Annotated in this window: 12 protein-coding genes and 1 pseudogene; 5 read left to right on the top strand and 8 right to left on the bottom strand. The window is 64.2% G+C overall.

Features of this window, described 5'->3' with window-relative positions; translation table 11 throughout:
- Positions 1–18: 18 nt before the first annotated feature.
- From EJ076_RS13925 to EJ076_RS13915, 3 genes and pseudogenes are all read left to right on the top strand, one after another.
- Entirely contained in the window at positions 19–780 is a 762-nt protein-coding gene (locus EJ076_RS13925; RefSeq protein ID WP_126068254.1) for a DeoR/GlpR family DNA-binding transcription regulator, read from the top strand.
- Between the two features lie 268 nt (positions 781–1,048).
- Positions 1,049–2,197, top strand: coding sequence for a Gfo/Idh/MocA family oxidoreductase (locus EJ076_RS13920; RefSeq protein WP_126068253.1), 1,149 nt, complete (start codon positions 1,049–1,051; stop codon positions 2,195–2,197).
- 10 nt (positions 2,198–2,207) lie between these two features.
- Positions 2,208–3,153 (top strand): annotated as a pseudogene (locus EJ076_RS13915) (alpha/beta hydrolase).
- A 3-nt stretch (positions 3,154–3,156) separates the two neighbouring features.
- Here the strand turns inward: EJ076_RS13915 and EJ076_RS13910 are convergent.
- Positions 3,157–4,191, bottom strand: coding sequence for a LacI family DNA-binding transcriptional regulator (locus tag EJ076_RS13910; protein ID WP_126068252.1), 1,035 nt, complete (start codon positions 4,189–4,191; stop codon positions 3,157–3,159).
- Between the two features lie 81 nt (positions 4,192–4,272).
- Between EJ076_RS13910 and EJ076_RS13905 the strand changes: the two genes are divergently transcribed.
- Positions 4,273–4,563, top strand: a complete 291-nt coding sequence (locus EJ076_RS13905) for a hypothetical protein (protein ID WP_126068251.1) — start codon at positions 4,273–4,275, stop codon at positions 4,561–4,563.
- Positions 4,564–4,634: 71 nt separating this feature from the next.
- Here EJ076_RS13905 and EJ076_RS13900 read toward each other — a convergent pair whose 3' ends face one another.
- The 7 genes from EJ076_RS13900 to EJ076_RS13870 are packed head-to-tail and all read right to left on the bottom strand — an operon-like array spanning position 4,635 to position 10,947.
- Entirely contained in the window at positions 4,635–5,426 is a 792-nt protein-coding gene (locus EJ076_RS13900; RefSeq protein ID WP_109661851.1) for an SIS domain-containing protein, read from the bottom strand.
- A gap of 36 nt (positions 5,427–5,462) precedes the next feature.
- Positions 5,463–6,233 carry a GntR family transcriptional regulator gene (locus EJ076_RS13895; RefSeq protein WP_126068250.1) on the bottom strand — a complete coding sequence of 257 codons (771 nt, stop codon included), beginning with the start codon at positions 6,231–6,233 and terminating at the stop codon, positions 5,463–5,465.
- Positions 6,230–7,105, bottom strand: a complete 876-nt coding sequence (locus EJ076_RS13890; protein ID WP_126068249.1) for an ROK family protein — start codon at positions 7,103–7,105, stop codon at positions 6,230–6,232. The genes EJ076_RS13895 and EJ076_RS13890 overlap by 4 nt, the downstream gene beginning before the upstream one ends.
- A complete protein-coding gene (locus tag EJ076_RS13885) occupies positions 7,102–7,842 on the bottom strand; it encodes a PIG-L family deacetylase (protein WP_126068248.1) in 741 nt (246 codons plus the stop codon). Before EJ076_RS13885 ends, EJ076_RS13890 begins: the two co-directional genes overlap by 4 nt.
- Positions 7,839–8,696 carry a carbohydrate ABC transporter permease gene (locus EJ076_RS13880; protein ID WP_126068247.1) on the bottom strand — a complete coding sequence of 286 codons (858 nt, stop codon included), beginning with the start codon at positions 8,694–8,696 and terminating at the stop codon, positions 7,839–7,841. The genes EJ076_RS13885 and EJ076_RS13880 overlap by 4 nt, the downstream gene beginning before the upstream one ends.
- The gene (locus tag EJ076_RS13875) at positions 8,693–9,625 is read right to left on the bottom strand and encodes a sugar ABC transporter permease (protein WP_109661839.1); all 933 of its coding nucleotides are present in this window, start codon (positions 9,623–9,625) and stop codon (positions 8,693–8,695) included. Before EJ076_RS13875 ends, EJ076_RS13880 begins: the two co-directional genes overlap by 4 nt.
- Positions 9,626–9,675: 50 nt before the next feature.
- Entirely contained in the window at positions 9,676–10,947 is a 1,272-nt protein-coding gene (locus tag EJ076_RS13870; RefSeq protein ID WP_126068246.1) for an extracellular solute-binding protein, read from the bottom strand.
- A gap of 321 nt (positions 10,948–11,268) precedes the next feature.
- Between EJ076_RS13870 and EJ076_RS13865 the strand changes: the two genes are divergently transcribed.
- A complete protein-coding gene (locus tag EJ076_RS13865; RefSeq protein ID WP_109661835.1) occupies positions 11,269–12,561 on the top strand; it encodes an extracellular solute-binding protein in 1,293 nt (430 codons plus the stop codon).
- Positions 12,562–12,567 lie beyond the last annotated feature (6 nt).

The raw sequence follows: 12,567 nt of genomic DNA, 5'->3' as shown, positions 1-12,567 counted from the left end.
GGAGGCAAGGACAGGGCAATGTTGTCAGAGCAGAGACGCCAATCGATCCTGGGTGAAGTGCAACGCAGCGGACAGGTTCGCATCAAGGACCTGTCAGACGATTTTGGCGTGTCGGAAGTCACGGTGCGCTCCGACCTCGAGATACTGGACCGCAAGGGACTGCTGACCAAGACCCGTGGAGGCGCGGTGACCCGGACCACAGATTCGACCACGGCCGCGTTCGCCCGGCGAATGCAAACAAACCTCGATGCAAAGAAACGCATCGCCCGGGCAGCGGCAGAACTGTTCGAGGACAACCAATCGGTCATCTTCGACGGCGGCTCGACGTTGATGCAGGTTGCCATGCTGTTACCTCCGCTCAGCAATGTCGTGGTCGCGGCCACGGCGATGAATATCGTGCAGCACCTGATGCATCGGCCCGGGCTCGACGTTCACATGATCGGTGGCCGGGTCTATCCAGACACGGTGAGCACGCTGATCACCGATGCCGACACGGCTCTCGGCGGCTTGGTAGCGCATCAGGTCTTTGTTGGAGCGCATGCGATTGACTCGTCACTGGATGTGGTCGACGTGAACGAAGACATGGCGCGAACGAAGCGAAACCTCGTGCGCATGGCCCGGCGCGTTGTCCTCCTTGCGGATTCGAGCAAATGGGGCGTCAGCGGGACCTCCAAGGCCTTTTCCCTGTCGAGCGTCGATGTTGTGATCACCGACGATGGCCTGTCCGGCCCGATACGCAGCCAGCTTGATAGGACCGGGGCCAAGGTGATCTATGCCTGACCCCGTCGCGGTCCCTGGCCGTGACGGAAATATCCATTGCGCTCACAACCCACGGAATCCGCATCGGCGGTCGGCCGTTTTTTCATGTCTGTCATTTTCTCCTCCTAGGGCTGGCAGCCTCCCGATATCGCGCCAGCATTTTCGCATGTTGTATAAAAATTTTACGCGCGTCAATATTTAAAATGTTGTATAGCCCTTTGCGAAAGCGATCCGTTACCGGCTGGACGGATTCGACAGACGATGACCGCGTTGGGAGGTACGATCGAAAATGCACGGAAAATCAAAGACGAAACTCGGGATCGGCGTCATCGGATGCGGCAACATCTCGATGACCTATCTGCGCAATGCCGCCCTCTTCGGCGGCATCGAGTTGCGCGCCTGCGCCGATATTTCGGCCGACATGGCGGCGGTGCGGGCCAAGGAATATGGCATTCGGGCACTCGGCGTCGATGCGTTGCTGGCCGACCCCGAGATCGATCTTGTCCTCAACCTGACCATTCCGGCGGCGCATTTCGACATTTCGTTTTCAGCGCTTTCGGCGGGCAAGCACGTCTTCACCGAAAAGCCGCTCGCCACCTCGGCCGCCGATGGACAGCGCCTAGTCAACGAGGCGAGGTCACGCGGCCTGCTGCTCGGCTCGGCGCCCGACACTTTTCTCGGTGCAGCCGGACGCCGCGCCCGCCGGCTGATGGACGAGGGCGCCATCGGCCGCCCGGTCACCGGCACCGCCTTCATGATGGGCCGCGGCATGGAGCACTGGCATCCCAACCCGCAATTCTACTACCAGCCGGGCGGCGGCCCGGTGTTCGACATGGGTCCCTACTACCTGACCATGTTGGTCAACCTTCTTGGTCCGGTCGAGCGTGTTATGGCGATGGCGACGCGCGGCCAGGAGGAGCGGCTGATCACCGCTGACGGGCCATTCAAGAACACCACATTCAAGGTCGGCACGCCGACCAACGTGCTGTCGTTGCTCGAATTCCGCTCTGGTGCGACCGTCACCTTCGGCGCGTCGTGGGATGTCTTTCGCCACTCCAATCATCCGATCGAGCTGCACGGCACGGAGGGCTCGCTGCGCTTGCCCGACCCCGACACGTTCGGCGGCACCGTGTCGCTGTCGGAACGCGGCACCGAGTGGAAGGATTTTGCCAGCGAGGGCGAGCTCTATGGCGCCCGCAACTGGCCTTATGCAGCGCCCGACCGCGCCAACTACCGCATGCTCGGTGTCGCCGATCTGGTGCGCTCGCTTCAAACCGGCAACACTCCACGCGCCTCCGGCAGCCTTGCGTTGCATGTGCTGGAGATCATGGAGGCGATCCTGCGCTCCGGTGAAACACGGGGCTCGGTCGCCGTCTCGGGCGATATCGTCCAGCCGGCCCTGCTGACCGAGGAAGAGGCAAGCGACCTGCTGGCCTGAGGGTATGATCATGACGCTCGATCCGGATGCGCTGCGCGTCCTCGACATCGGTCGCGCGGCCGGCGGCGCGCCGTTCGAGAACGGTAGCGTGGCGGCAGCACGCGCCGCTTACAACGCCTCGTTCCCGACGCTGCAGGGCGAGCACGAACCGGTCGCAACGACTTTGGAACGGCAGATCGACGGGCCGAACGGCCCCATCACCGTCCGCATCCATCGCGGCACCGGCGCACCGCAGAGCGGGGCGCCGGCGTTGCTCTATCTGCATGGCGGCGGCTGGGTCATCGGCAATCTCGATTCGCATGACGAGATCTGCCGCTCAATGGCCAATCTCGGCAACGCCGTCATTGTCTGCCCCGATTATCGCCTGGCGTCGGAACACAAATTTCCCGCCGGGCTGGAGGATTGCCTGGCGACACTTCGCTTCATGACGCATGAGCGCCGCCGATCTCGGCATCGACAAAGCGCGCATCGGCGTTGCCGGCGACAGCGCCGGCGGCAATCTCGCCACCGTGCTGGCGCTGCTCGCCCGCGATGGTCTGACGCCGCCGCTTGCCGCGCAGATCCTGATCTACCCCAACACCGATGCACGGCAGACATCGGACAGCTACCGGCGTTTCGGCGAAGGCTTCGGGCTCACCGCAACCACCATGGCATGGTTCCGCGACCATTATGTGCGAACGCCCGACGACATCATGGACTGGCGCGTCTCGCCCTTGCTGGCGCCTGATCTTGCCGGCGTCGCGCCGGCCTTCGTGGCGCTGGCCGGCTGCGACATCCTCGCCGACGAAGGGGCCGCCTATGCGGCGCGCCTGCAAGCCGCGGACGTGCCTGTGATCCTGCGGCAGTGGTCGGGCCAGATACATGGCTTCATCTCGATGGGGCGCCACATTCCCGCTGCCCGGCAAGCGGTGGCCGAGGCGGTGGCTGCCTGGCGCCAATTCGAGAGGGGTCGCTGACGATCAGGCCGACTGACGCATCACCAGGGTGGCGCCAAGCTTGACCGTGCGCGCCAGGCCCTGCTTCGGCGGATCGGCCTCGTCCAGCAAGGCCAGCAGGATCTCGACGCTACGCCCGGCCATGGCGGTGAAATCCTGCGCCATGGTGGTCAGCGCCGGGCAGGTGTAGCGGCTCAGCGGATGGTCGTCATGCGCGGCAACGCGCAGGTCGCAGTCGGGCCTGCGGCCGACCTTCAGGCCGCGCGAGTAGGCGGCCGCCATCACGCCAAAGGCGAGACGATCATTGGCGCACAGGATGGTACGGCCCGGCAAGGTCCCGGCCTCCAGCATTTTTTCCGTCTGCTCGTAGCCGATGCGTTCGAAGTCCCAGGTGTAATCGCGTGCGGCCTCGATGACGACCGGCTTGAACCCGGCGGTCTCCATCGCAACGATGTAGCTCTCCTGGCGTTCGCCGGAGTTGTGGTTGACATGCGGAATGTCGAGATAGGCCGGCGGCTCGCCCGAGCGACACAGATAGTCGACGATGGTCGACACGCTCTGCCGGTTGTCATTGCCGACGAACGGCGTATCGCCCTCGATATAGGTGTCGAAATAGACGATCGGAATGTCCTGCCCGAGCTTGTCGAAAACGCTGCGGTCGGAGGCAAGGCCGAGCGGGGCGATGATCGCGCCGGCGACCTTCAGGGACAGCAGCGTCCTGACCGACTCCGCTTCCAGCTTCGGCGAGCCATGCGAGGAGATGACGATCGGCCAATAGCCCTCGTCGCGGCAGCGAAATTCGATACGGCTGACCATCTCGGCGTAGAACGGATCGGTGATCGTCGGGACGACGATGCCGATGTTGCGGGTGCGCTTGCGGTTGAGATTGCGGGCGAAAAGGTTCGGCTGATAGTCCGAGGAACGCAGGGCGGCTTCGATGCGCGCCCGCGTCGCCGGCTTCACGCTTGCGGGATCGTCGAAATATTTGGACAGCGTCGGCCGTGACACGCCGCATGCCTGGGCGAAGTCATCCATCGTGCGGTGCGTCTTCTCCGCCATCGATATTTCAGTTCCCTTCCCCATTCGCCTGCCGGACCGATCCGGCCGTCACAGTCATGCGGCCGTTGCCCGGGAGCGGCAATGCTCGACCGAACTTATTCAGTCAAATTTTCACAGTTCCCAATACAACGCAAAAACATTACGTACGTCAAATTATTTATTGACGCCCTGAAATCAAAAGGCGCATCGATGCAAGCACTAGGCGATCGTGACAGGGGGTATCGCGCCAAAGGCCAGGGATCGGCTGATTGGCGGGTGACAGGAGTGCGAGGTATTCAAGCCAGCGCAACGGGCGGGCATGCGCGGCGCCGCGAAGAAGCGGTTGCCGTGCGGCGCGGGCTTCTCTGGTGCGCGGGCGTGGTTGGGCCGTGAAATGGCGCGCAACCTGCTGAGACGGTAGCAGTCAATCGGGAGGCGCACGCGGCGCCTCCCGATCCCCGATATCATTCGCCGCGCATCGTCGCCTGGAAGGTCGGCAGGTGCTTTTTCTGGGCTTCCAGCATGCGCTCGCGATAGACGCCGTAGATGACGTCGGTATCGTGCAGCGTCACGCCTGCAATCGTCGGCGAGGCGAAGACCGGCAGTTCGATGCCACGCTTGGACAGCGCTTCCGCGGTGCGGGCGATCAGTTCGTGCGCCAGGATCATGGCGAGCACGGTCGACGAACCCGAGACCGGACGGCTCCAGCCTTCGACCGGCACGATCGCGTCCTCGATCGGCGAACAGGTGTCGATGACGAGGTCGGCCGCGTCCGCAAGCCGCTTGCCGGAGGAGTGCGTCGCCGGCTTGTCGAGGTTGTTCTTGCTGGTCACCGCGACGACGAAGATGCCGCGCTTCTTGGCATAGAGCGCTGTGTCGATGCCGGACGAATTGCGGCCGCTGTGACCGAAGATGATGATCGAATCGCCCTTGTTGAGCGGCTGGTGGTCGAGGAATTTTTCGGCGTATTTCTCGGTCCGCTCCAGCCACAGCAATTCGCGCACGCCGCCGGCGCCGAGCACGTTGTGCCACATCACGCGCGGGTCGGTCAGCGGATTGAAGCCGACAAAGCTGCCGTAGCGCGGGAACACTTCCTGCACCGGCAGCACCGAATGGCCCGACCCGTAAAGATGGACCAGCCCGCCGCCCTCGAGCGTGTCGGCAAAGCGGCTGGCGGCCTGGCCAAAGGCTTCTTCGTTGGTTTTCGCCGCCTGGTCGATGAGGGCTGCGAGACGGTGGATGTAGAGATCGGACACGTGGGTACTCCTGTTTAAGTGTCGGCTTGGGATGGATCAGCTTCTTGGGGTTGACGGGGCCCGCCCGGCGCGCAGCGTCGAGCGGATTTCGTAGCGGTCACCGCGCATGATGGAGACGGTGAATTCGAACGGACCGCGCTCGTCGGTGGTGATGCGCTCGACGACGAAGGCAGGGCTGCCAACCGGGAGATCAAGCAATTCGGCATCCGCAGCACCGACGGCGCCGACGCGATAATTCTCGCGCGCCGCCACCGGCACGATGCCGTAATGGCGCTCCAGCGCCTCGTAGAGCGATCCCTGCAGCAGGCCGGCGTCGAGGAAACCCGGCACGCGCACGGCCGAGAGCTGCGCCGTCTGGATGCCGATCGGTTCGCTGTTGCCGAGTCGCAGGCGCCGGATGCGCACCACCGGATCGCCCTCCTCGATCTCCAGCGCACCGGCCGCCGCGGCATTGGCCGTGGTCAGGCCGCAATCGAGCAGGCGCGAGCCGGCGACCACGCCCATATTGCCCATCTCCTGGGTGAAGCTGGTCAGCTCGCGGGTGCCGGCGACCAGCGTGGTCGAGCGCACGAAGGTGCCGCGGCCATGCTCGCGCCGCAGCAGCCCGGCCTCCTCGAGATTGCGCAAGGCGTGGCGCAGCGTGATGCGGCTGACCCCGAACAGGGCGCACAGCCTGTCTTCGGCCGGGATCTGATCGCCCGTCGCCCATTCGCCGCTCTTGACGATGGCGCGGATCGCTTCCTCGACCTGATACCAGAGCGGCTCCGGTCGTCTGCGATCCGGTTGCTGAAAGCTTGCTTCGCTCATCGCACCTGCCTCCACTCTCTTCCCGCGAGCCCGGCCAACGCCGCCCCGACGAGACCCGCGCGAGAACCGAATTGACCGGGTCGCAGAACAATATGCTTGAGATGCGGCGGCAGTTGCCGCTGCATCGCGGCAAGCAGCGGCGGCCGGATCATGTCCAGCGCCTCCGCCAGGCCGCCGGAAATCAGCACCGCCTGCGGATCGAGCAGCGCGACGGCGCCGGCCAGCGCAGTACCGAGCCGATGCGCCGGCGCCTCCAATGCGGCAAGTGCCGCCTTCTCGCCGGCCCGGGCGGCGTCGATCAGCCTGCCGCCATCCGCCAAGCCGATCTTTTGGGCAAGGGCGTCGAGCGCCCGGCCGGAGGCAACGCGCTCCAGCCAGCCGCTGCGCTCCTCGCCTTGATCCTCTGTGTCGGCGCAGGCCCAGCCGAAGGAGCAGGCGCCGCCACGGGCGCCGGCGACGATGCGGCTGTTGGCCAGCACGGCGGAACCAATGCCGGTGCCGATCGCCAGCAGGATCGCGTCGGACATGCCTTTCGCACTGCCTTCGACGGCTTCCGCGAGCATGGCGATCTGCGCGTCATTGCCGAGCGCGATGCGCAGGCCCGGAAACAGTCTCGCGACATCGACACTGTCGAGCCAGGGCAGGTTCGGGACCCAGCGACAGATCGAGCCTTCGACCAGGCCGGGCACCGCGATGCCCAGCGCCTCCACCGCACCCGCCTCGGCGCACAGCGCGCGGATGCGGATGACAAAGGCGTCGAGGTTTGCCGGCGCCGGTTCGCGGCTTAGCGCCTCCAGCATGCGCACATCGCCGGTATGGACGGCGGCGCGCAGATTGGTGCCGCCGAGATCGATGGCCAGAACCCGCGTCATCGGCCAGGCCCCTTGCCGAACGGCGGTGAGAACAGACCGCTGCCGGCATTCCACGAATGCGACGCCGCCGCGAAAGCCTGCGCATGGCGCGTGCCGCGCAGGCAGCCGCGCAGCCGGTAGAGCGCGCTGTAATAGTCGACATAGGGAAAGCTGCTCAGGCCGCGCGCCAGCTCGTATTCCTGGACCGCTTCGCTCCACGCCTCGAAGCCGTCGCTGACATCGACGAGATGCTCGGGGCGGAAACCGTCATCGTCCTCCCAGTTCTCGCCGAACAAAAGCAATTGCGGTGTATGCGCCGCATGGTCGCTCGCAACAGTCGGCAGTGCGGCGAAGAAGATGCCGGTCTGCGTCAGATGCGCGGCGGCGCGATGGTCCTTGTGCCAGCTGCCGTGCCAATGGGTGATGACGATCTCGGGTTTCAACTCGCGAATGACATCGCACACCTCGAGCGCCGTCTGGTCGTCTGAAGGCAGGAAAGCGTCGCGCAGGCCAAGGCTACGCATGGTGACGCCGAGCCGGGCAGCCGCCCTGCCCGCTTCCTCTTCCTTCTGCACGCAATAGTGCTCGGGGATGAGGCAGGGGTGACCCTGTTCGCCCATGGTCAGGTGCAGGAAGGTCACGGTCGTACCGCGCTTGACGGAAGCGGCCGCCAGCGGGCCTGCGATGACCTCGGCGTCGAAGGCGTGCGCGCCCACCACCAGGATGGAGCTTGCGGCGTAGATCCTGTCCTCGATCATTTCATGCCTCCCCCGGCGCCGACGCCTTCGCGAATCTGGCGGGCCAGCAGACAATACATGATCAGGATGGGCGCCATGGAGATCGCCAGCGAGGCAAACACCAGGCCCCAGTCGGTGCGGAACTGGCCGACGAAGACGCTGATCGCCAGCGGCACGGTCTTGTAGCGGTCGTCGAAGATGAAGATCAGCGGGAAGAAGAAGTCATTCCACACGGCGATCGCGGTAAAAATGGCGACGATCGACACCGCCGGCTTCACCATCGGCAGGATGATCTGGAACAGGATGCGGACCTCGCCGGCGCCATCCATGCGCGCCGCTTCGTCGAGTTCGGAGGGCAGCACACGCATGAAGTTGGCGAAGATGAAGACGGCGAAGGGAATGCGGATCGCCGAATAGACGAGGATCAGGCCGGTGACCGAATCGAGCAGGTCGAGATTGCGCATCAGCGTGAACAGTTCGACCGAAGCGAGCCGGATCGGCAGCATGATGCCGGCCAGGAACAGGCCGAGCATGAGGCCGTTCCAGCCCAGCCGGTAGCGGCTGAGCGGATAGGCGGCCATGGCCGAGACGACGATGGTCAGCACCACCGCACCGCCGGTGACGATCAGGCTGTTGGCGAAGTTCTGGCCGAGGTGAGCACGCGTCCAGGCGTTGACGAAATTGTCGAAGGCAAAGCTTTTGGGCAGACCGAGCCGGTTGTCGTAGATCTCGGCCGTGGTCTTGAAGCAGGAGATAACGAGAATGTAGAGCGGCAGCAGAACGGCAGCCGCCCACACGACCAGCACAGTCCATCCAGGCAGCCGCGCAATTCGCCGCGAGATGGCGGGCCTTTGCGAAATCGCCAGCGCGCTCATAGCTGCACCGTGCGGCGGTCGAAGAAGCGCAGCATCATGAGCGTGCCGATGCTGAGGATCAGGAACAGCATGGTGCCCAGCGCCAGAGCCAGGCCGATATCGGTGATGCCGACCGCCCCCTCCGCGCCGAAGGCCAGCCGGTAGAAATAGGTCACCAGCGTGTCGGTCGAATAGCTCGGATTGCCCTGCACGCCCTGCATCACATAGACGATGTCGAACTGGTTGAAGGTGTTGATGAACGACAGCGTCGTCAGCGTGCCGATGGCCGGCATCAGCAGCGGCAGCGCGATCGAAAACAGCATGCGCGCATTGCCTGCGCCGTCGAGCTTTGCCGCCTCGAAGATCTGGCCGGAAATCTGGCGCAGGCCGGCGGTATAGATCAGCACCGGCAGGCCCATCCAGTTCCAGGCGTCGACGGCGATCAGCATAGTGAGCGCCGTATGGCTGTTGCCGAGCACGGTCAGGCTGCCCTGATGCAGGCCAAGCCCGTTGAGCGCCCATTCGACGACGCCGCCCGGGGCCAGCAATAGGCGCCACAGCGCGCCGACGATGACAGGGCTCAGCACCGCCGGGAAGAAGAAGACCGACTGGAAGAAGGCAGCGCCCCTGTCGCGCAGGAACAGCAGCCAGGCGAACAACAGCCCGATGCCGTTCTGGAAGACCATGATGCCGAAGAACCAGGCGGTGTTGTGCCACAGCGCGCCGTAGAGCCGGGCGCCACTGGGGAAGATAAACAGCCGCGAAAAATTCGACAGGCCGGCGAACTCGACCATCCGCAGCCCCTTCCAGATGAAGAAGCTGCCCCATAGCGACATCGCCAAGGGATAGAGGACGAACAGCGCATAGACCGCCAACGCCGGCAGGATGAACAGCACGGCCATGCGCTGCTGCGTGCGGCGAAGGCTGCTGGTGCGGCGAAGGTTGCTCATGCGCTGTTTTTTGTCCGTGAGAGGCCGGCCGCGATGCGACCGGCCGACTCCTACTGCTTCGGCTTGAACCAGGTGGCGACAGCGGCCTGCATGTCGGCCGCCAGCTTCTCCGGCGTGATGTTGCCTTCGACCATGTCGATGATCTCCGACTGCAGCACCGAGGAGGCCGTCGGCGACTGCCAGCGGAAGCCGACCAGCGTCAGGTAGGGCGTCGAATTCTTTGACATCTCCATCATCTCAGCCAGCACCGGGTCCTTCACCGTGACATCGGTGCGGGCCGGCGGCCAGCCGAGCTCATCGGCGAACATCTGCGCGAATTCGGCCGAGGCCATGAAGCCCAGCACCTTGGTGGCGGCTTCCTTGTTGGCGCTTTCGGAAACGAGGCCATAGGAACCGTCGGAGAAGGCCGAGGTGTAGAGTTTTGCCCCCGCATCATCGGCGGGGAACGGGAAGATCGAGAATTTCAGCTTCGGGTTCTGCGCCTTGAAACTGCCGTTCTCGAACGAACCGCCAAGGAACATCGCCGCCTTGCCGCCGATAAACTGCTGCGTCGCGGTGGTGTAGTCGATGCCGGCGAAACCATCCGGGAAATAAGGCTTCAGCTCGGCGAAACGCTTCAGCGCCGCGACATAGCGCGGGTCCTCGAAGGTCGCCTTGCCGGTCATCATCTCGTCGTAGAAACCGGGGCCGTAGATGGTAGGCCCGACGACACCGACGGCGATCTCCAGTTCCCAGGCCGAGCCATTGGCGCCGCCGGTGGCGATCGGCGTGATGCCGGCCGCCTTCAGCTTGTCGCAGGCGGCGACGAAATCCTTGTAGGTCTTGGGTATCTCGATGCCTTGGGCGGCAAAGATGTCCTGGTTGTAGAACACACCCATCATCGGCACTGAATAAGGCACGCCATAAACCTTGCCGTCGGTGCGGCCGCGCGCGCCGCCAAGGGCCGCGTCCGCCATGTTCTTCAGCTCCGGCACGCTGTCGTCGAGCGCATCGAGATAGCCGGCATCGACAAAGGGCTGCAATTCGCCATAGGCCTTGAGCTGGGCGATATCCGGACCGCGGCCGCCGCGTAGCGCCGTGCTCAGCCGATTCTGGTAATCGGCATCCGGCGTGAACTGGATATTGACCTTGATGTCGGGGTTTTTGGCCTCGAAGGCGTCGAAGATGCGGCGCATCGCGGCTTCGTCCTCGGTGCGCCAACTCCATAGCGTCACGGTGCTGTCGGCCCTCGCCGGCACGGTGGAAAGGATGCCGGCGCAAGCGGCGGCAAGGCCGCCGATCAGGCCAAGTGCGGCGCGTCGGTGAATCGAAAGCATGCTCATTGCCAGTCTCCCATTGTTCTCAGTCCTTGGCGTTCGCGGTGCTTCGGCAGCGCGAAAGAGTCAATCGCTCGGAAAAGTCATTATAACGACATAGCGCCATTCGCAAGAGGTCTGGTGCGTCTGCGAAACGGCGATGGCAGGCTCATTCGCCCAAGAATTCGGCATAATTCACTGTTAAATATACATAAATTCTCCGCCGAAACTGCTGCAAGGAAATTCTGCTCGATGTCATCCATCGCTTTTTCACAAACAGGCACTTGCGCCATCGTCTCATGTTGTCATAACGTCATCGTGATCGATATGCCAAGTGGAGGATGAGGAATGTCTGTTGCCTGGACTTCGAAACTGGCCCTGGCCGCGAGCCTGGCGCTCCTGCCCGTCACCAGTTGGGCGCAATCGGTCAACATCTCCTATTTGACGCATTGGTCACCCGAGACCGTCGCGCTGCTGGAAGCGGCGGCCAAGGACTATGCGAAGACCAATCCCGACGTCAGCGTCACCGTACGCGCCGTTCCGTTCGGCGATCTCTTGACCACGCTGCGCTCCCAGGGCGGCGGCTCGGACGGCCCGACCATCGGCGGTATCTATGATCTGTGGCTGCCCGAACTCGCCCGCGACAAGCTTGTCGCGCCTGCCCCCGACGCGGTCGCCGGCGAGGTCAAGGACGCCTGGCCGGCGGGCGTCGTCAGCGCCGCCTCGGTCGGCGGCAAACTCTACGGCATTCCCAACGAGATCGACGTCTACGCGCTGAATTACAACAAGGCGCTGTTCAAGCAGGCCGGTATCACTGCTGCCCCGAAGACCTGGGACGAGTTCAAGGACGCGGCCAAGAAGCTGACCAACAAGGATGCCGGCCAGCAGGGTTTTGGCATGATCAATTCCTGGGCGGCGGGCGTCGTCCACCCCTTCGCCTCGCTGCTGGTGTCCAACGGCGGCGATCTGGTCAAGGACGGCAAGCCGGTACTGGACAGTTCGCAGGCCACTGAAGCCTTCCAGCTCTACGAAGACCTGATCAAGTCGGGCGCCAGCGTGCCCGCCATGGCGACGGCCGACGCCAACACAACCGGCCCGTTCCTCGACAATTTCGTCTCCGGCAAGACCGGCATGATCATCATGGCCAACTGGTGGGAGAGCGCGCTGAAGAGCGGCATGGGCGACAAGTTCGCTGATATCGCCACTGCGCCGATCCCGGTCGGCCCGAGCGGCGACAAGCCGCATTCGATCTCCTATTCCTGGATGACCGTGGTCAACGCCAATGCCGGCGCGGCCGAGCAGAAGGCGGCCTGGGATTTCCTGGCCTGGCTGAACAATCCGAAGTCTGGCAAGAACGGCGCCTCGGCGATGTCCGACATCCTGATGTCTATGGGCATCCTACCGTCGCGCCTGTCCGATATCGAGGCACACAAGGACAAGCTCGGCTCCGAGTTCCTGTCCGGCTATGTCAGCGTGCTGGCCGATGCAAAGCCCTTCCCGGTGGTGCCGGGCGGCCAGGAGTTCAGCGAATCCCTGCAGCAGACGCTCGAAGCGTTGCAGTATGGCCAGGTCTCGGCCAAGGATGCGCAGGCTACGGCGCAGGCCGACGCCACCTCTATCCTGGAGCGCGCCGCCAAGTAGACTGGA

It is taken from the genome of Mesorhizobium sp. M7D.F.Ca.US.005.01.1.1, from assembly GCF_003952545.1.
Lineage (GTDB): Bacteria > Pseudomonadota > Alphaproteobacteria > Rhizobiales > Rhizobiaceae > Mesorhizobium > Mesorhizobium loti.
The sequence above is the reverse complement of the archived record's forward strand: the minus strand, read 5'-3'. Positions and strand labels throughout refer to the sequence as shown.

What these genes read in the sequence shown, in the direction of transcription:
- EJ076_RS13925 (WP_126068254.1), top strand. Translation starts at nt 19, where the DNA reads ATGTTGTCAGAGCAGAGACGCCAATCGATCCTGGGTGAAGTGCAACGC.
- EJ076_RS13920 (WP_126068253.1), top strand. Translation starts at nt 1,049, where the DNA reads ATGCACGGAAAATCAAAGACGAAACTCGGGATCGGCGTCATCGGATGC.
- EJ076_RS13910 (WP_126068252.1), bottom strand. Translation starts at nt 4,191, where the DNA reads ATGGCGGAGAAGACGCACCGCACGATGGATGACTTCGCCCAGGCATGC.
- EJ076_RS13905 (WP_126068251.1), top strand. Translation starts at nt 4,273, where the DNA reads ATGCTCGACCGAACTTATTCAGTCAAATTTTCACAGTTCCCAATACAA.
- EJ076_RS13895 (WP_126068250.1), bottom strand. Translation starts at nt 6,233, where the DNA reads ATGAGCGAAGCAAGCTTTCAGCAACCGGATCGCAGACGACCGGAGCCG.
- EJ076_RS13890 (WP_126068249.1), bottom strand. Translation starts at nt 7,105, where the DNA reads ATGACGCGGGTTCTGGCCATCGATCTCGGCGGCACCAATCTGCGCGCC.
- EJ076_RS13885 (WP_126068248.1), bottom strand. Translation starts at nt 7,842, where the DNA reads ATGATCGAGGACAGGATCTACGCCGCAAGCTCCATCCTGGTGGTGGGC.
- EJ076_RS13880 (WP_126068247.1), bottom strand. Translation starts at nt 8,696, where the DNA reads ATGAGCGCGCTGGCGATTTCGCAAAGGCCCGCCATCTCGCGGCGAATT.
- EJ076_RS13875 (WP_109661839.1), bottom strand. Translation starts at nt 9,625, where the DNA reads ATGAGCAACCTTCGCCGCACCAGCAGCCTTCGCCGCACGCAGCAGCGC.
- EJ076_RS13870 (WP_126068246.1), bottom strand. Translation starts at nt 10,947, where the DNA reads ATGAGCATGCTTTCGATTCACCGACGCGCCGCACTTGGCCTGATCGGC.
- EJ076_RS13865 (WP_109661835.1), top strand. Translation starts at nt 11,269, where the DNA reads ATGTCTGTTGCCTGGACTTCGAAACTGGCCCTGGCCGCGAGCCTGGCG.